This is a genomic window from Streptosporangium pseudovulgare, from assembly GCF_014648055.1.
GTDB classification, from domain to species: Bacteria; Actinomycetota; Actinomycetes; order Streptosporangiales; family Streptosporangiaceae; genus Streptosporangium; species Streptosporangium pseudovulgare.
In genome coordinates this window covers 227,060-245,903 of record NZ_BMQJ01000010.1, presented here as the reverse complement: position 1 = coordinate 245,903, position 18,844 = coordinate 227,060, and the positions used below count along the sequence as shown (strand labels likewise).

General features: G+C 73.8%; 12 protein-coding genes. 7 read left to right on the top strand and 5 right to left on the bottom strand.

The genetic code is table 11. From position 1 onward, the window contains the following. Positions 1-6: 6 nt before the first annotated feature. Together IEZ10_RS21130 and IEZ10_RS21125 are read right to left on the bottom strand one after the other, a co-directional pair. Positions 7-906, bottom strand: coding sequence for a TIGR03564 family F420-dependent LLM class oxidoreductase (locus IEZ10_RS21130; RefSeq protein ID WP_189248216.1), 900 nt, complete (start codon positions 904-906; stop codon positions 7-9). Positions 907-1,068: 162 nt separating this feature from the next. After that, a complete protein-coding gene (locus IEZ10_RS21125) occupies positions 1,069-1,710 on the bottom strand; it encodes a ThuA domain-containing protein (RefSeq protein WP_229811477.1) in 642 nt (213 codons plus the stop codon). A gap of 328 nt (positions 1,711-2,038) precedes the next feature. Here IEZ10_RS21125 and IEZ10_RS21120 point away from each other — a divergent pair, with 328 nt between their 5' ends. Beyond that, entirely contained in the window at positions 2,039-3,565 is a 1,527-nt protein-coding gene (locus tag IEZ10_RS21120; RefSeq protein ID WP_189248214.1) for an alpha-N-arabinofuranosidase, read from the top strand. Between the two features lie 165 nt (positions 3,566-3,730). Continuing rightward, positions 3,731-4,729 (top strand): LacI family DNA-binding transcriptional regulator, encoded by a 999-nt coding sequence (locus IEZ10_RS21115; RefSeq protein ID WP_189248213.1) that lies wholly within the window; start codon positions 3,731-3,733, stop codon positions 4,727-4,729. A gap of 48 nt (positions 4,730-4,777) precedes the next feature. Here IEZ10_RS21115 and IEZ10_RS21110 read toward each other — a convergent pair whose 3' ends face one another. Next, positions 4,778-6,022: a serine hydrolase domain-containing protein gene (locus tag IEZ10_RS21110; protein ID WP_189248212.1), complete on the bottom strand. Its 1,245-nt coding sequence runs from the start codon at positions 6,020-6,022 to the stop codon at positions 4,778-4,780. A gap of 324 nt (positions 6,023-6,346) precedes the next feature. Here IEZ10_RS21110 and IEZ10_RS21105 point away from each other — a divergent pair, with 324 nt between their 5' ends. From IEZ10_RS21105 to IEZ10_RS21095, 3 genes are all read left to right on the top strand, one after another. Further along, positions 6,347-9,253 (top strand): AfsR/SARP family transcriptional regulator, encoded by a 2,907-nt coding sequence (locus tag IEZ10_RS21105; protein ID WP_189248211.1) that lies wholly within the window; start codon positions 6,347-6,349, stop codon positions 9,251-9,253. Between the two features lie 555 nt (positions 9,254-9,808). Next, a complete protein-coding gene (locus tag IEZ10_RS21100; RefSeq protein WP_189248210.1) occupies positions 9,809-11,137 on the top strand; it encodes an NAD(P)/FAD-dependent oxidoreductase in 1,329 nt (442 codons plus the stop codon). Between the two features lie 207 nt (positions 11,138-11,344). After that, a complete protein-coding gene (locus IEZ10_RS21095) occupies positions 11,345-11,680 on the top strand; it encodes a hypothetical protein (protein WP_189248209.1) in 336 nt (111 codons plus the stop codon). Between the two features lie 125 nt (positions 11,681-11,805). On the opposite strand, the gene IEZ10_RS21090 is transcribed toward IEZ10_RS21095, so the two are convergent. Beyond that, on the bottom strand, positions 11,806-14,067 hold the full coding sequence (locus IEZ10_RS21090) for a catalase (RefSeq protein WP_189248208.1): 2,262 nt from the start codon (positions 14,065-14,067) through the stop codon (positions 11,806-11,808). A gap of 60 nt (positions 14,068-14,127) precedes the next feature. Between IEZ10_RS21090 and IEZ10_RS21085 the strand changes: the two genes are divergently transcribed. Together IEZ10_RS21085 and IEZ10_RS21080 are read left to right on the top strand one after the other, a co-directional pair. Next, the gene (locus IEZ10_RS21085) at positions 14,128-14,292 is read left to right on the top strand and encodes a hypothetical protein (protein ID WP_189248207.1); all 165 of its coding nucleotides are present in this window, start codon (positions 14,128-14,130) and stop codon (positions 14,290-14,292) included. A 25-nt stretch (positions 14,293-14,317) separates the two neighbouring features. Then, positions 14,318-15,280 carry a helix-turn-helix domain-containing protein gene (locus IEZ10_RS21080; protein ID WP_189248297.1) on the top strand — a complete coding sequence of 321 codons (963 nt, stop codon included), beginning with the start codon at positions 14,318-14,320 and terminating at the stop codon, positions 15,278-15,280. A 4-nt stretch (positions 15,281-15,284) separates the two neighbouring features. Here IEZ10_RS21080 and IEZ10_RS21075 read toward each other — a convergent pair whose 3' ends face one another. Then, a complete protein-coding gene (locus IEZ10_RS21075; RefSeq protein ID WP_189248206.1) occupies positions 15,285-18,815 on the bottom strand; it encodes a S8 family peptidase in 3,531 nt (1,176 codons plus the stop codon). Between the last annotated feature and the right edge of the window lie 29 nt (positions 18,816-18,844).

Here is an 18,844-nt window from a genome sequence, read left to right as displayed (position 1 = left end):
GGCCGCTCAGAGGAGCGTCTTGAGGAAGCGGCGGGTGCGGTCGTCGTCCCGGACGTACTCGGCGGCGACGAAGTCGGTGACCCCGGCCTCGGCGAGCGCGGCGAGCTGCGCCGCGACCTCGTCCTCGTTTCCGGCGATCGCCACGTCGGCCGGGCCCGCGGCCCCCTCGCGGTCGAGCATCGCCCGGTAGGAGGGCAGGTCGCCGTAGCCGGCGAACACCTCCCCCGCGCGGGCCCGGGCGGCCTCGGCGTCGTCGGTGACGCAGACCGGCAGGGCGCACACGATCCTCGGCGCGGGCCGCCCGGCGGCCCGCGCCGCCTCGGTCACGGCGGGCGCCACGTGCCCGGCGACGGTCTTGGGGCCGGTCATCCACAGTACGGTGCCGTCGGCCTTCTCCCCCGCGAGCTTGAGCATGCGGGGCGCCAGCGCGGCGATGAGGACGGGCATGTCCCCCGCGCCCGGGGTGGACAGCTGCACGTGTGCCTTGAGCGTCTCGCCGTCGACGTCCGCCCGCTCGCCCCGGACCAGGGGCAGCAGGACCGACAGGTACTCGCGCATGTGGCGGGCGGGCCTGTCGAAGCCGTAGCCGTACATGTCCTCGATCACGATCCGGTGCGACAACCCGATGCCGAGCGCGAGACGCCCGTCCAGGGCGGCGTTGACGGTGAGCGCCTGCTGGGCGAGCGCCGCGGGGTGGCGGGGGTAGCTGGGCACGACCGCGGTGCCGAGCTCGATGCCGGGCACCGCGCCTCCGGCGACGGCCAGGGCGGTCAGCGCGTCGAGGCCGAAGATGTTGGAGATCCACGCCGAGGAGAAGCCGTCGTCGGCGCCGCGGGCGATCCGGTCCCTCAGCTTGCCCAGCGCGTCCGGCCCCTTGGGCTCGGTGATGAACAGTCCGACTCGCATCGTTACCGAACTCCGTTCTGGTGGGTGCGGCCAGTCTAGAACGATGTTCGCCCGCCGGTCCCGCCGCTCGGCGCCGTCACGGGCCGCGCGCCGACCGGCGGGGCCGCCGCCGGTCCGGCCCGTCGGCGGCCCGGCGCGCCGGGATCGCCGGCCGGCCGCCTCCTATCCGCCGTCCCGGGCCACCCATTCCAGCGCCCGGGCCAGGTGTTCGCGGAAGGCCGGCTCGGCGTACGACTCGATCGTGTGGCCGAGAGCGGTGTAGAAGGACCGGCCGCCGAACCGCTCGTGGCACCAGGCGACGGGGTGGTCGGCGCCCATGGCTCCGCCCTCGTAGGTCGGCTCGTCCACCCGCAGCAGCACGCGCGCGTCGGGGCGGGAGCGGAAGTCGTACCATTCGTCGACGCGCGTCCAGGCGGCCGGCAGGTGGGCCGTGGCCGGGTGGCCCCGGTCGCAGACCGTGACCGTGGCCGGCTGCACCTCCGGGTGCCGGTCGAACCACGCGCCGACCAGGTCGCCGTAGAACGGCCACCCGTACTCGGTGGCCGCCGCGGAGTGCACGCCGAGGAAGCCGCCGCCGCCCCGCACGTACGCCTCCAGGGCGGCCCGGCCGGCGTCGGTGAGCACCTCGCCGTTGGTGTTCATGAACACGACCGCGGCGAAGCCGGCGAGACCGTCCGGGGTGAAGACGCCGGGGTCCTCGGTGGCCTCCGTCCCGGCGTTGAGCCGCCGGATCGCCTCCACCCCGGCGGGGATGGAGTCGTGCCGGAACCCGGTCGTGCGGGAGAAGACCAGAATCCGGCTCACGCGACGCCCTCCCTCTTCCCCTCGTCGCCCGCCGGGTCGCCGCCGGGTACGAGGCTCCGCGCCTCGCACCGGGAGGGGGCTTGACAGGAGGGGCTGTATCGATAAAGTCCCCCTTACTTTATCGATACATGGATCGATGAGGCAAGGCACCTCACCCTCTGCCGGCCGTCGAGGCGAGACCCGCGTGAGACGACCCGCACGGAACCTCCGGGCGCTCGCCGTCCCCCGCCGGCCGCGCGGTGCCCGGAGCCGGAACCGGAGCGCCGCGCGCCGCCGGACGGCGGGCCCGGCGCCGATCGTCCCCCGACCGAAAGCAGGGTTCACCTCCATGACCGACCTCGTCGTGCCCGCCGTCATCAACCTCGATGTCCCCGGCCCGGTGATCAGCCGGCACCTGTACGGTCACTTCGCCGAGCACCTGGGCCGCTGCGTCTACGGCGGCCTCTACGTGGGAGAGGACAGCGACCTGCCGAACGCGGGCGGCATCCGGCTGGACGTGGTGGAGGCGCTGCGCGCGCTGGACGTCCCGAACCTGCGCTGGCCGGGCGGCTGCTTCGCCGACGAGTACCACTGGATGGACGGCGTCGGGCCCAGGGACCGGCGCCCGGTGATGGTCAACACCCACTGGGGCGGCGTCGAGGAGAGCAACCACTTCGGCACGCACGAGTTCATGGCCCTGTGCGAGCTGCTCGGCGCCGAGCCGTACATCAGCGGCAACGTCGGGTCCGGCACGGTCAGGGAGATGAGCGACTGGGTCGAGTACCTCACCCGCGACGGCGACTCGCCCATGGTGCGCCTGCGCAGGGCCAACGGCCGCGAGGAGCCGTGGCGGGTGAAGTTCTGGGGGCTGGGCAACGAGGCGTGGGGATGCGGCGGGCACATGCGCGCCGAGCAGTACGCCGCCGAGGCCCGCCGGTTCGGAACCTACTGCCGCGACCACGGCGGCAACAGGCTCTACCGCGTCGCCGCCGGTGCGAACGGCGACGACTACGCCTGGACCGAGACGCTGATGAAGCAGCTCGGCGATCTCGGCTGCGCCCACCGGCCCGCGCCGTTCATGCAGGCGCTGTCGTTCCACCACTACACGGTCCCGGGCTCCTGGGAGGACAAGGGCGACGCCACCGTCTTCGACACCGACGACCACTACCGCACGATGGTCGCGGCCGCCCGCGTCGACGAGCTCCTCACCGGCCACTCCAACGTCATGGACTGCTACGACCCGGGCAGGAACGTCGGTCTGGTGCTGGACGAGTGGGGCACCTGGTGGAACGTCGAGCCGGGCACGAACCCCGGCTTCCTGTACCAGCAGAACACCCTGCGCGACGCGCTGGTCGCCGCCCTGCACTTCGACGTCTTCCACCGCCACGCCGACCGGCTCGTCATGGCCAACATCGCCCAGACCGTGAACGTCCTGCAGGCCGTGATCCTCACCGACCCCGACACCGGGGCCCTCGTGCTGACCCCCACCTACCACGTGTTCGAGATGAACAAGGGCCACCAGGACGCCGCGTCGCTGCGCGTCGACCTCCCCGCCGGCCTGCCCTCCCGCGAGGTCGGGCGGGCGAGCCTGACGACCGTCTCGCTCTCGGCCAGCCGCAGGGACGGCCGCGTGCTCGTCTCGCTGTCGAACCTCGACGCCGCCGAGGCCGTCGACGTCGAGCTGGACCTGCGCGGCGGTGCCGTGGCCGACGTCCGCGCCCGCGTCCTCACCGCCGGCAGGCTGCAGGACCACAACACGCCCGCTGCGCCCGACGTCGTCGCCCCCCGTCCGCACGAGGTCTCCGCCACGGGCTCCGGGCTGCGCGTGCCCCTGCCCGCCCACTCCTTCGTCACCGTGGAGGGGCGCCTCGCGTGACCGGCCGCGGGCTCGCCGCGATCACGCAGAGTCCGCCCCCGTGACCTTCGGTCACCGCGGTGACCGGGTCCACGGAATCCCCCGCGATAAACTCGGCACCGATGACGGCCCGGTCGAGGACGATGAGGCCGGATCCGGACCGGACGGCGAAACGCGGGGCGCGGCATGGTGACCATGGAGGACGTCGCCCGGCTCGCCGGGGTGTCGAAGATGACCGTCTCCAACGTCGTCAACAACCGCGAGGGGGTCAGCGACCTGGTCCGCCGGCGGGTGCTGGAGGCCATCCGGCAGTCGGGCTACCGCCTCAACGTCTCCGCCCGTTCCCTGAGGTCCGGGCGGACCGGCGTCATCGGCCTGGCCGTCCCCGAGGTGGACCTCCCCTACTTCAGCCACCTCGCCACCCTCGTCATCGACGCGGCCCGGCGCCGGGGCCACCACGTCGCGATCGAACGGACCGGCGCGGCGGAGGCCGGAGAGGCCGACGCGCTCGCCCACTCCCGCGTCCTGCAGTTCGACGCCCTGATCCTCAGCGCCGTCGTCCTCGACGGGCTGGACGAGCGGCTGACCGGAGCCGGCTGCCCCGTCGTCATGCTCGGCGAGCGGGACTTCGGCGGCCGCTTCGACCACGTCGCCATGCCCAACGAGGAAGGCATGAAGGCTGCGACCGTCCACCTGGCCGACCAGGGGTGCCGGAGGATCGGCATCGTCTCCGGCGTCCCCCGCGAGGGCGTGAACGTGATGACGCGCCGCTACCGCGGCTACCTCGACGGGCTCGCCGAACGCGGCCTGTCCGCCGATCCTCCCCTGCTCTTCCCGCTGGACGGCATGACCATGGAGGCCGGCCGGGACGCGGCCCACCGCATGGTCGACTCCGGCCGGGAGGTCGACGGGGTGGTGGCGGTCACCGACACCGTCGCCCTCGGCGTCCTGCGGGGGCTGGCCGACCGCGGTCTGCGGGTTCCTGACGACATCCGCCTCATCGGCTTCGACGACGTTCCCGAGTCCCGCTTCCTCGTGCCCTCGCTGTCCTCGGTGGCGCCGGATCACCGGTGGATGGCGGAGAAGGCCGTCGAACTGGCGGTCCAGCGCGTCCGCGCCCCCCTCCGCCCGGCCGAGGAGCACGTCGCCCCTTTCGAGCTCGTGATCCGCGAGTCGACGCGCTGAGCGGGTCGCCGGCGTCGGGCGGGGCGGGTCAGAACCACGCGGGGCGGGTCAGAAGTACCGCGGCGCGAGGTCCGTCGTCGGCCACGTCTTCACGCCGGAGGCGGCCTTGCCCAGGATCGGGTCGATCGAGTCGAAGTCCGGGGTGCCCTCCTCCTCCCGGCGGTTGAAGATCGCGCAGTAGCTGACGCCGTTCTGGATCCTCGCCAGGAAGGCGAACGTGCCGGGCATGGAACCGTTGTGCCAGGTGTTGAGCCCGCCCTCGTTGTTGTTGCGGACGTACCAGCCGAAGCCGTACCACGAGCCGCCTGAGTTCACGCCCGTCTCGGGCTTGGCGAACACCCGGGAGATCGACGTCGAGTTCAGCACCGGCCCGGCGGCGTCGAAGGCGAATCCCCACCTGACCATGTCGACGGCCGAGGCGAGCCAGCCGCCGTTGGCGTCCTGGTTCGGCATGTTGAAGCCGCCGTAGGGGTACGGCACGACCGTGCCCGAGTCGTTGAGGACGGTCTTGTTGGTGTACTTCGAGGTGTAGGGCACCTCGATGGAGGCGGCCTCCGACGCGAGGCTGCCGCCCAGCATCGGCCGGGTGATCCCGAGGGGCGTCAGGAGCCTCTGCCTGACGTACGACTCGTAGCTCATGCCGGAGACCTTCTCGATGATCCGGCCGAGCAGCATGTACCCGTAGTTGCTGTAGACGTGCTTGGAACCGGGGTCGAAGTCGAGCTTCCTGGCGGTCGTCCACTTCATGATGTCGGCGTGGCCGATCGGCAGCGGCACGTCGAGCGACGCGGAGATCGCGTGGTCCGCCCAGAGCGGGTCCGGCGACGCGCCGCGGTCCCAGCCTCCGGTGTGCTGCAGCAGCCGCCACACGGTGACCTTCGCCAGGCGCGGGTCGGCCGTGGTGGACAGTCCCAGCAGGGACGCCACCGACGCCCCGAGGTTCAGCTTGCCGTCCTGGGCCAGCCGGGCGATCGCGGCCCCCGTGATGTTCTTGCTCAGGCTGGCGACCCGGAAGAGGGAGGTGGGCTGCACCTTCCGCAGGGTCCCCGACCGCCCGTAGACGCCGTAGCCGCGGGCGAGGAGGATCTTCCCCTTGCGGGCGACCGCGAGCTGGGCGCACCCGATGCCGCGTTCCGCGATGTAGGTCTTCATCGCACTGTCGAACCCGGCGAGCGCGCTCGGCACGACGCCCGTGGTGAGGGTCGCGGCCTCGGCGGGCCGGGCGCCCAGCGCGAGCGCGGGCACGACCCCCGCGCCCGCCTGGAGAAGCCGTCGCCGGCTGATCGTCGTCACTTTGCCCCCCGTGTACGGAAAACTTCGAGGGTCTTTACTATCACGGCCCGGACCTGCGGCGACCTCCGCCGACGCGTGGAACGTTCCGCGCGGACGGAGTCTGGAAGGAGCCGGATCCCCGCGGGGCACGGAATTCTCTCCGGAAGGCGGCGCCAGGACCGCTGCGCCCGGCCGGAAACGGGAGCATCATTGCCGCATGGCCGAACCGGTGCCGTCAGGCGTCCGCTCTCCCGTCCCCCGCTTCGTCCTCTCCGTCTCCCGCGCCGCGCGGGGACCCGGGCGGCCGGACCTCCGTACGGCCGGCGGATCACGGGAGGGCCGCCGGTGAACCTGGCCGAGGACGTGCGCTTCGGGGTGCTCGGGCCTCTCCGGGCCGAGGTGGGCGGCCGGCCGGCGGCGCTGGGCGGGTCCCGCCAGCGGGCCGTGCTGGCGCTGCTGCTGATCGCGCGGGGCAGGAGCATCCCGGCGGAGCGGATCCTGTCCGAGGCGTGGGAGGGTTCCCCGCCGCCCTCCGTCACGACGCTCCACGGGTACGTCGCCGACCTGCGCAGGACGCTGGAACCGGAGCGGGCTCCCGGCGCCCCGGCCCGGCTGCTGGTGCGCGAGGGGCCGGGATACGCCCTGCGCGCCGCCCCGGACGCGGTCGACGCCGAGCGCTTCACGGAGCTGGCCGCCCGCGGCCGGCACGCGCTGGAGGACGGCGAGCCGGAAGAGGCCGCCGACCTCCTTGGGCGGGCGCTCGCGCTCTGGCGGGGCCCGGCCTACGCCGACTTCGACGGGGTGGCGTTCGCGACGCCGGACGCGACCCGGCTGGAGGAGCTGCGGGCCGCGGTGCGCGAGGACCGGCTCGCCGCCCTCATCGCGGCGGGGCGGCACGCCGCCGCCGTGGGCGAACTGGAGATCCTGGTCGCCGAGCAGCCGCTGCGGGAGCGTGGCTGGGAGCTGCTGGCCCTCGCCCTGTACCGGTCGGGGCGGCAGGCCGACGCCCTCACCGCGCTGCGCAGGGTGCGCAGGCGGCTGGCGGACGAGCTGGGCATCGACCCCGGCCCCGGCCTGCGCGACCTGGAGGCGGCGGTGCTCGCCCAGGACCCGCGGCTGGCCCCGCCGCCCGAACGGCGGAGCCCGCGGCCGGCCCCCGCGCCCGGACCGCCCGGTCGCGTCCCCTCCCCGCGGACCGCGGTCCCGGCGCCGCCCCCGGGCAACCTGCCGTTCTCGCTGTCCAGCTTCGTCGGCCGCGGCGGCGACCTCGCGGCCGTCGCCGGCCTGCTGGGCGGGCACCGGCTCGTCACGCTCACCGGCCCGGGCGGTGTCGGCAAGACCCGGCTGGCCCTGGAGGTCGCCCGCGCCCGCGCCGACGCCGACGGACCCTGGCTCGTGGAGCTGGGCGGGCTGCACGTGCCCGAGCCGCTGACCGCGACCGAGCTGCTGACCGCGACCGTCTCCACCGCCCTGGGTCTGCCCGCCGTCTCCTCCCCCGACCGGCTCGCCGCGACGCTCGTCGAGCGCGACACGCTGCTCGTCCTGGACAACTGCGAGCATCTGCTGGCCCCCGCCGCCGAGCTGGTCCACACCCTGCTGACCCGCTGCGGTGCCGTACGGATCCTGTGCACCGGCCGCGAGCCGCTGGGCATCACCGGTGAGGCGATCTACGAGGTGCCGCCCCTGCCCGCCGCCACGGAGGCCGTGGAGCTGTTCCTGCACCGCGCGACCGCCGCCCAGCCCGGCTGGACGCCCGAGCCGGGCGACCGGGAGCGGATCGCCGCCCTGTGCGAGGGGCTCGACGGCATCCCGCTGGCCGTCGAGCTCGCCGCCGCGCAGTGCCGGATGCTGTCCGTCGGCCAGATCGCCGACGCCCTGGAGGACCGCTTCACCCTGCTGGTGGGCGGCTCGGCCGACCGCCCGGACCGCCACCGGACGCTGCTGGACACGGTCGCCTGGAGCGACCAGCTGCTGGAGCCGGACGAACGCCGGCTGTTCTACCGGCTCGGCGTGTTCGCCTCCGGCTTCGACCTCGACGCGGCCGCCGCCGTCGGGGAGGTCGCCCCCGTCCTGGGGCCGCTGTCGGCGCTGGTCCGCAAGTCGCTGGTCATCGCCGTACCCGGAACGGCGCCGCGCCGTTACCGGATGCTGGAGACGCTGCGCCGGTACGCCACGGGCGCGCTCTCACCCGCCGAGCTGGGCGATGCCGAGGAGCGCCACCGCGCCTGGGTCCTGGCCCGGGCCGAGAACGCCGAACGCCACCTCCGCGGCCCGCAAGGGGCGGAGCTGCTCGACGGGCTGAGCCGCGACCAGCCGGAGTTCCGGGCCGCGTTCACGTCGGCGCTGGCGGGCGGTGAGGGCGAATACGTGCTCCGGCTGGGCAGCGCGCTCTTCTGGTTCTGGTTCCGCCGGGGCCATGTCGCGGAGGGGCTGGCCTGGCTGACGGAGGGGTTCACCCGGGCCCCCTGGGCGGGCGCGGGCCTCCGGGCGCGGGCCCGGTTCGCCGAGGCGGCGCTGAACTACCTGGCCGGGCATCCGGGGGCGGGGCACCGGTCGGCGAGCAGGGCCGTGGAGGAGGCCCGCGAGGCCGGTGACCCGGTGACGGAGGCGGGCGCCGCCTCCTACGCCGCCTACCTGGGCCTGCTGACCGGGGTTCCGCTCGACGCCGCGTCGTCGGCCCGCGCGGCCGTCGGGATGGCCCGGGGCACCGCCCTGGTCTGGCTGGAGGCCGAGACGCTCATGATCCAGGGCATGGTGCTGCGGGTCCTGGGAGACCTGCCGGGCGCCGACGCGGCCTTCCGGGAGGCCATCGCCGCCGCCCGGACCAGCGGCCACGACTGGGTCGCGGACGGCGCCGCCTGGTGCGACATGAAGACCGCCTGCGACCGCGGGGACGGCCTCCGGGCCCTGGCCGTCGCGGGGGACGTGCTGGCCGCGATGGACCGCTACGGGGACATCTCCTTCTGGCTGGTGACGGCGCACAGCGCGGCCCGCGCGCTGGCGCTGACCGGGCGGGCCGGGCAGGCGGCCCTGCTGATGGGCGCGGTGCAGGCCATCGGAGCCCGGGCCGGCGTCTCCCCGGAGCTGATGGACCCGCTGGACGGGCCGCGTGAGGCCGCCGCGGTCCGCGAGGCGCTGCCTCCGGAGGAGTACGAACGTCACGCGGCCCGCGGCCGCGCGCTGTCCCGGCAGGAGGCGAGCGCCCTGCTCACCGCCCTGATCGCCGACCTGACCGGCCGCCACTCCCCGTGACGCGGCCGGCCGTACGGCTTCGTCCGTACGGCCCCGCGCGGACGGCCGGGGGTCCGTACGGCCGGGGGCCTTCTCCGGGGCCTTCTCCGGGGCCTTCTCCGGGGCCTTCTCCGGGGCCGCGGCCGCCGGCCGGGATCCTCTCCGAAGGCGTGACCACGGGCCGGGGTCCTCCCATCGGGGCCGCCGTCGCTGGGAAACCGCTGGGAAACCGCTGGGCGGCCGCTGGGTGATCGCCGGGGAAGCCGTCTCCCGGTGGCCTCCCAGCGGTCCCGCACATCCTCGTTGTCATGAGCACGGCGCCGCCCCGCGGGGCGGCCGGACGACGAGGGGTGGGACACCATGGAGGACACCGGTCACCGGCCGTCCGAACGCACCGGGGACAACGGACACGCCGGGTATGCCGGACGCGCGGAGCTTCCCGAATACGACGGGCACGGCGGGCATGACGGGCATGACGGGCACGGCGGGCGCTCTGAGCGCCCGGGACGCCCTGGACTCCCCGGACTCCCCGAACGCTCCGGACGCTCCGGGCACGCCGTCGTCGCCGGAGCGGGGATGGGCGGGCTGCTGGCGGCCCGGGTGCTGAGCGAGACGTTCGGCCGGGTCACGGTGGTCGACCGGGACGCGCTGCCCGGCGAGGGCGTCCCGCGGCGGGGCGTGCCCCAGGGCCGTCACGCGCACGGGATGCTGTCCCGGGGCCGCGAGGTGCTGGAGGAGCTGTTCCCCGGGCTGACCGCGGACCTGGTCGCGGCGGGCGCCGTCGCCTGTGACCTCCAGGGCGACGTCCGCTGGTACAACGACGGCCGGCTGCTGCGCCCCGCGCCCTCGCGGCTGCACGGGCTGTCGGTGAGCCGGCCGCGGCTCGAACGGTCCCTGCGGTCCCGGGTCGAGGCCCTTCCGGGCGTGACGGTCCTCGACGGCTGCGAGGTGGTCGAGCCGATCACCGGCTCCGGTGGCGCGGTCACCGGGGTACGGCTGCTGCGCCCCGGCCACCGGCCGCAGGACATGCCGGCGGACCTCGTGGTGAACGCCACCGGCCGGGGCAACCGGGGCGCCGAGTGGCTGCGCCGGCTGGGGTACGGGCCGGTGCCGGAGGAGCGCGTCGACTCCCGGCTGATGTACGTCTCGCGCGAGTACCGCCGCCGGCCGGGCGACTCCGACGCCGTCGCCCTCATCGTGGGGCACGGCGCGGCCGTCCCCAGGGGCGGGGTCGCGCTCAGCGCGGAGGGCGACCGCTGGCTGGTCACCCTGTACGGCATGGGCGACGACGTCCCTCCCGCCGACCCGGAGGGATACCACCGGTTCGCCGCCCGGCTCCCGGTCCCCGACCTGCACGACCTGCTGCGGCGGCTGGAACCGCTCGGGGCGCCGCGGCCGATGCGCGTCCCGGTGAGCGTCCGCCGCCGGTACGAGCGGCTGGGCCGCTTCCCCGAGGGCTACGTGGTGTTCGGCGACGCCCTGTGCCAGTTCAACCCCACCTACGGGCAGGGCATGACCGTGGCGGCCTGCGAGGCCGTGGCGCTGCGCGAATGCCTGGCGGACGGCGGGCTCGACGGCCTGGCCCGCCGCTTCTTCCGGCACGCCGCGCGGATCATCGACGTGCCGTGGGACATGTCGGCCGGCGGCGACCTGCGGTTCCCGTCCGTCGAGGGCCGCCGCACCGCGCGCCTGCGGCTGCTGAACGGCTACCTCGCCCGCCTCCACGTGGCCGCCGAGTCGGACCCGGTGGTCGGGAACGCCTTCCTGAGCGTCGCCAACCTGCAGGAACCGCCGCGGCTGCTGCTGTCGCCGGGCGTCCTGGCCCGGGTGCTCCGGCCGCGGCCCGGCGGTGTCCCGGCCGGTCCCCGGCCCGCCGCCCGGGAGGGGATTCCGACCGGCCGCTGACGGCTCCCGCCCGGCGCGAACCCGCCGACGGCCCCGGCGGCCCGGCGAGACCCGTCGGAGCCGATACCGCGCCTCCCCCGGCCCACCGGGGCGGGAGCGGCGCCTCCCCGGCCCGTCTGGGCCGGGCACCGTACCTCACCTCCCCGGAGAGGCGGTCCCGGAAGGGACCGGAGAACCCAGTGGAACCTCACGCGAAAGGACATCACCATGATCAAGAACATCGTGACCGGAGTCGTGCTGGCGGCCGCCGTCGTGGCGGGCGGGACGGCCATCGCGGCCCCGGCCTCCGCGCAGACGGGCTCCGCGGCCAACGCGGTCTGGGTCGAACCCGGCGCCACCAGGTCGTTCCTCGTCATGTGCCCCTCGTACGCGCCCACGATGCTGACCGGCACGATCAGCATCACCGCCGGTACCGGGGTGTCGGTCACCACCAGCCTGGACACCGACTCCGACGCCTTCAGCCGCGACAGGCTCACGGTGACGGCCGCCAACGGGAGCGCCGTCCGCGTGTACGTCTCGGCCAAGGCGTCCTGCACGAGCTGACCCGCTCCACGGGGCCGCGGCCCGCCGTCGCGTCCGGCGGCGGGCCGCGGCCCCGTCTGCGCGTTCCCGGTGACGTCCGGCGGACGGCCGGGGGCCGTCACGCCCTCGTCGCCGGGTGCGGGACGTCAGGAGACCGAGGCGGGGAACCGCTCCCAGATCCGGTGGGCGGCCATCAGCCCGCGCACGCCGTCGAGGACCTCCGTGGCGGAGTCACCGCGGACGATGCCCGGCGTGCCGGTGATCCCGGCGCTCTCCAGCGCGGCCACGCCGGCGCCCCAGGCGCCGATCGCCTTGGCGTGCCGCCAGCACTCGTCGATCATGAGAGTCACGCGCGGGTCCACCGCGGCGGAGCCGCCCGCGCCCGCCTTGGCGTCACGCGCGGGTACGGCGTCCGGCGCCGGCGCCGGCGCGGCGGCCAGCAGCAGCGCGTCGAACTCGATCGACCGGGCGGTGGCGAAGGTCCGCTGCACGGGCATGTCCCCCACCATGCCGCCGTGCGGGGCGATCAGCAGCGGCACCATGCCGGCGGCGAACACGGCCGCGCGCAGCTCGCGCACGCCGTCGAGGTCGGCGTCGTCGTCGACGACGACGCCGACGATGCGGCCGTCGGCCGGCCACTCCCCGCCCACCTGCGAGAGCGCGGGGCTGGGCGCCGGGTCGGTGATCGGCAGCGTCGGCTCCGGCGCGGGCAGGCCCAGCCCGGTGGCGACCTCCCGGCAGAGAACCGGGTCGATGTTCGCCAGGCACTGGAGCTGGCGCTCCTTGATCGCCTGCTCGTAGCACTTGCCCAGCTCGAAGGTGTAGGCGCGGATGATGTGCTCCTTCTCCACCGGCGACATGCTCCGCCAGAACAGGCGGACCTGGCTGAAGTGGTCGTCGAAGGACACGGGGTTGGCGCGGACCTTGCGCGCCTGGGCGACCTGGACCGGCACGTCGACGAACGCGTGCTCACCGTCGCTCGCGACGAACGGGTTGCCGCCGTCGAGGGAGTTCGGCCGGTACGGCGCGACCCCGGCGTGGACGGCGTGCTGGTGGAAGCCGTCCCGGAGCATGTCGTTGACCGGGCAGCGCGGCCGGTTGACCGGGATCTGCGCGAAGTTCGGACCGCCCAGCCGCGTGATCTGCGTGTCGACGTAGGAGAACAGCCGCACCTGCAGCAGCGGGTCGTTGGTGACGTCGATGCCCGGCGGCAGATGGCCGACGTGGAAGGCGACCTGCTCGACCTCGGCGAAGAAGTTCGTGGGCGTCCGGTTGAGCGTCATCCTCCCGATCGGCTGCACCGGCGCGAGCTCCTCCGGCACGATCTTGGTCGGGTCGAGCAGGTCGATGCCCTCGAAGGTCTCGTCCGGGGTGTCGGGGAACACCTGGATGCCGAGCTCCCACTCGGGGTGGGCGCCGGCCTCGATCGCGTCGTAGAGGTCGCGGCGGTGGAAGTCGGGGTCCATGCCGCCGAGCATCTGCGCCTCCTCCCAGGTCAGGGAGTGCACGCCGAGCTTGGGCTTCCAGTGGAACTTGACCAGCACCGTCTCCCCGGCGTCGTTGACCAGCCGGAAGGTGTGGACGCCGAAGCCCTCCATCATCCGGAAGGAGCGCGGGATACCGCGGTCGGACATGTTCCACATGGTGTGGTGCTGCGCCTCGGTGTGCAGGGAGACGAAGTCCCAGAACGTGTCGTGCGCGCTCTGCGCCTGCGGGATCTCCCGGTCCGGGTGCGGCTTGCCGGCGTGGATGACGTCGGGGAACTTGATGCCGTCCTGGATGAAGAAGACCGGGATGTTGTTGGCGACGAGGTCGAAGGTGCCCTCGTCGGTGTAGAACTTCGTCGCGAAGCCGCGGGTGTCGCGGACGGTGTCGGCCGATCCGCGCGAGCCGAGGACGGTGGAGAACCGTACGAAGACGTCGGTCTTCCGCCCCTTCTTGAGGAAACCGGCCCTGGTCACCGCCTCGGCGGTGCCGTAGGCCTCGAACACGCCGTGGGCGCCGGCGCCCCGGGCGTGGACGACGCGCTCGGGGATGCGCTCGTGGTCGAAGTGGGTGATCTTCTCGCGCAGATGGTGGTCCTGCAGCAGGGTCGGGCCGCGCTCACCGGCCTTCAGCGAGTGGTCGGTGTCGCGCAGCCGCGCGCCCTGCGCGGTGGTGAGGTAGGCGCCCTGCTGACCCTTCGACGTGGTGGGCGCGCCGGTCTCCGCCCCGGTCGGCGTGACGGTCGCGGGAGCCCCCTGTTCCTTCTTCGGCGGCAACGGGTCGCGCGGCGTCGTCGGCTCCTCCACGGTCGGCGGGGCGCTGCCCGGCGAGCCGGGGACATCCGGCATCAGAGCGTCGGCCACCTTCTCGGCGGCGTTCTTCACAACATCCTTGACCGCCTTGGCGGGCTTGCTGGCATCCATGCGACAGTTCCTCCCCGAGCTATAAGAGCAGGTCAGCGCGCCTTACCCGCGGGTAAGCGAGTGAAACGTCCGGGCGGGGCCGCGAGGCGCCCGGCCGGAGATCCTCCGTTCGAGGAGGACTGCACGCCGGCGCTCATCCTCGGCGAGGCGTTCCCGCCGGCCGGGGACGCCGCCATCACCGACCCGATCATCACCTGGCGGCTCCTCTCTACAATGGCCGGGTGAATCTGGATCGGGTCGTGTGCGGCACATGCTGAGCGCGGCGGGGCTGGGCGCGGAGGAGGAAGCCGCCTACCGGCTGCTGGTCAGAACCACCGAGGTCGAGCCCGACGCCCTGGCCGAGGAACTGGGCGTGGCAGCCGAGGTCGCGCGGCAGGCGCTCGGCTCGTTGCTGGCCAAGGGGCTGGCGCGAGCCGTGCCGGGAGATCCCGGCCGGTTCACGGCGGTCGCTCCCGACGTCGCGCTCGCGGCCCGGCTGCACCGGCGGCAGGCCGAGGTCGACCGGGCGCGGCAGGCCATGGAGCAGCTCACGGGGGAGTATCTCGCACACGCGCGGCGCCGCGAGGCGGCGCAGCTCATCGAGGTGATCACCAGCCGCACGGCGCTGCGCGAGCAGCTCCGGCTGCTGCAGGACGGCGCCCGGCACGAGGTGCTCAGCTTCTGCCGGGCCGGGCACGTGGCGATGACCTCGCAGGAGAACAGCGAGGAGCTCGCGGCGCTGCGGCGCGGCGTCGGCTACCGCGTCATCTACGAAGGGGCGTTGCTGGAGGAGCCCGGCATGCTGGTCAACCTCGCCGACGGCATCACGCTGGGAGAGCAGGCTCGCGCGCTGCCCGCCCTGCCGGTGCGGATGATCATCGCGGACGGCGAGCTCGGGGTGCTCCCGCTCATCCAGCACACCGACGGCCTGACCCAGCTCACCGCCGCGCTGATCAGGCCCAGCAGCCTGCTCGACGCCCTCAAGGCGCTGTTCGAGAGCCTGTGGGAGCGGGCCACCCCGATCAGCCTCACCAGCCCGGGCAGTTCGCTCGACGCCGACCATCTCTACCTGCTGTCGCTGCTGGTCGCGGGTGTCCCGGACAAGTCGATCGCCACCCAGCTCAAGATCTCGCACCGTACGGTGCAGCGCAGGATCGCCTACCTGATGGAGCGGGCGGGTGCGCAGACCCGGATGCAACTGGCCTGGCACGCCGCCCGCGAGAACTGGCTCTGACCGATCAGTAGGCCCTGATCACCGTCTGCTTGACCGTGTTGCCGGCCGAGTCGGTGGCGGTGACCCGCAGCGACGGGTGCGGGCGCAGGACGATCGCGTTGTAGCGTCCGCCGCCGAGCGCGATCACCGGCTGCTCGCGCCACGTCGCGCCGTCGTCGTACGACAGCTCCAGCTTCAGGTCCTTCGCGCGCGCCCCGCTCACGCCCTCCTGATGCCGTACGGCGAAGCCCACCAGACCAGGGCGTTCCGGGCGCACGTCATAGTCGACCTGCAGCAGCGGCAGCACCCGATCGCCGGGCTTGGAGCGGAACGTCCAGGCCGTCTCGGTCGCGGTCGCCGTGGTCCACTCGTCCGAGGTGCGCTTGGTGGACAGCTCCAGCCGGTAGGCGGCCTCCCGCGGCGACGCGGGGAACGCGCCCCAGGCCGCGTCGCGCTCCGCCACCAGCGTGCCGTCGCGGAAGAACCGGGCCGACGCGGTGTCGTTGTCGACGCCCGCGCGGGAGACGTGGCCGGAGGAGTCCACGAACTCGGGGATCCGGATCTCCATCGTGTCGCCCTCCCGGGTGGAGGGCGTGATCCAGGCGGGGATCGCCGGGCGGACCACCGGGGCGTGCCAGCTCTCGCTGGTCCGCGCGCCGGGCCGGTAGGTGCGCGGCTGCTCGGTCATACCGTCGAGCAGCCGGCCCATCTCGTCCCAGACGTACTGGTGGTTGACGAGGTGCTGCCAGAAGGAGCCGTTGGCGCTGACGTACTCGGTGCGGCGCAGCGGGGTCTTGACGATCCGCTGGGTCTCCATCTGCTGGCCGAGCGAGTACGACTGCCACGGACGCCAGCCGAAGCGCTGTTCCTTGGCCCAGGCGAAGCCCCCGTTGTCGGCATATGTCGTGTCAACACGTGCGGTGTTGCTGTCGTTCACCTCGTACACGATCTTGTCCGGCACGCGGCCATCGGAGACCTGCATGACGTCGTAGAGGTAGGGCGAGTTCATCATCCCCGTGACCTCGAGCTTCGCGTTGCCCTTCTTCATCCGCTCCAGCATGCGCTGACCGTCGTCGCCGGCGACCACCAGCGCCGGGATCGGCAGGTCGGCGCCGACCGGCTTCCAGCCACGCCCGAATGCGTCGTCAGGGGACAGCACCAGGATCACGGCGACCGCTCCCGCCTTGATCGCGGCCGCGGACGGGTCGGCCCAGTCGATGTCCTCGCTGCGGATGACCGCGGCCTTGCCCTTGGACCCGGCCGCCCCGTCGGCGAGCCGCCACATGTGCCGCCCCTCCACGCCCGGCGACCCGCCCAGGAACCCCATCGGGTACGGCTGCGCCGTACCGGGCACGCGGGCGGTGAGCTTCGGCGCGACGAGCTGCCAGCGCGACGCGAACTCGAACGAGCCGTCACGCACCGGCTGGGTCGGTGAGACGTTGAGCCCCTCGATGACGTCGAAGTTCATGACGCCCTGGGAGATCTTGCGCGAGCCGAACGCGCGATAGGTGAAGTAGGTGTAGATGCCCACCTGCTCGGCGGGTTCCCTGGTCTTGATGGTCACCGGGGTGGTCTTGCGGAAGTCGAGCACCACGTCCAGGTCGCGGTCGACCTTGAGCTCGGGGATGACGACCATGCCGTCACGCGGGTGCATCCGGCCCCAGCCGCCGCCCAGGTTGAGCGACTGCGTCATGTAGGTGCCCTCGGACACCTCCACGGTCAGCCCTTCCTCGGGCAGCCAGGTGAAGACGTCGTCCTGCTGCGACGCGCCGAACATCGACAGCGTGTCGGCGCCGGTCGGCTCGCCCGCGGCGTCGATGGCGGTGAAGCGGACCGTGTGCTGCGGTCCCTTCCAGGTCAGCGCCAGCGTGGTGTGCACCTGCTCCGCGCCCGCCGTGGCGGTGACCAGCCCGCCGTACCGGCCGAAGGAGAGCGTGGCCAGGTCCACCGTGACCTTGACGTCGGCGGTGCCGCCCGCCGCGACCGTCACGGTCTTGGCGCTGAGCTCGGCCCCGTCGAGCGTGCCGGCCAGCTCCAGCGTGACCGGGGCGGCCGTGCCGTTGGTGTAGGTGATCGTGCCCTCGGCCGTGGCCGGGCCCTCGCCCTGCTGGTGCTTGCCGAGGTCGACCACGCCGGTCGCGGTCACGCCCTGGCGCACCGCGCGGGCCACGTCCAGGCGGCCCGCGCCGGCGTCGTCGATCTGCTGACCGGCGATGGGCTTGGCCGAGCCGACCAGCGCGTCCTTGATCTGCTTCGCCGTCCAGTCGGGGTGGCGCTGCTTGACGATCGCGGCGGCCCCGGCCACGTGCGGTGTGGCCATCGAGGTGCCGGACGCGGCCGTGTAGCGCTCGTCGACCGGATCGCCCATGGCGGTGCCCGTGGCGCGGGCCGCGACGATGGCCACGCCAGGGGCGGTGAGGTCGGGCTTGGGCGCGTCGTCCAGGCGCGGGCCCCGGCTGGAGAACTCCGCGAGCGCGTCCTTGCCGTCGACCGCGCCGACGGTCAGCGCCGAGGTCGCCGCGCCGGGAGTGCCGATGGAGTAGGCCGAGCCGTCGTTCCCCGCCGCGACCACGAACAGGGCGCCGGTGCGCTCGGTGAGGGTGTCGACGGCGACGCTGAGCGGGTCGGTGCCGTCCGTGGCGCCGCCGCCGAAGCTCATGTTGATCACCGACGCGCCTTCGGCGACGGCCCACTCCATGCCCTCGATGGCGCTGGACAGGGTGCCCGAGCCGTCGTCGCCGAGCACCTTGCCGACCATCAGCTCGACACCGGGGGCGACGCCCTTCCTGCCGTCGCCGCCCGCGATGGTGGCGGCCACGTGGGTGCCGTGCCCGTTGCCGTCCTGGACGCTCGGCTCGCCGGTGAACGCCTTGGTCTGCTTGACGCGTCCGGCCAGGTCGGGGTGGGTGGCGTCGACGCCGCTGTCCAGCACGGCGACCTTGACGCCCTTGCCGTCGAACCCGGCCCGCCACGCCTCCGGCGCACCCACCTGCGGCACGCTGTGGTCGAGCGTGGCCTTGACCTTGGCGTCCAGCCAGATCTGCGTCACGCCCTGCGACAGCGTGGCCCGCTGCTCGTCGAGCGACTTCCACAGCTGACCGATCGTGCGCTTGTCGGCGGCGACGACCCGGCCGTTCACGCTCTCCAGCTCGGGCGCGGTCGCGCTCTTCGGCGCGGAGCCGTCGTAGAGGAACAGCAGCGGCAGCTTGTCCGTCTTCGCGTCGTCGTACCCCTGGGCGATCAGCCGGGTGACCGAGAACAGGCTCGGGTCCAGCCGCTTGGCCGCCAGGAAGGGGATGATGTCCTTGGGCAGGACCCGCAGCTCGCCGTTCTCCTCGGTGGTGTGGAACGCCATCCGCTCACGGCCCGGCCCCGGCTTCACCTCGACCGTGTGCCTGCCCTGTTCGGCCTGCCTGACGGTCACCACGTCCCCGGTGATCAGCGTGACCCGGTGGACGCTCCCGCCGGCGGGCTCGGCCGCGGCCGCGGGTAACGGAGGGCTCAACAGGGCGGCGGTGGTGACTCCTGCCACCGTCACATGGGCGGACCAGTGCATGGGGGTGAAACCTCTCGTAGCAACAACTA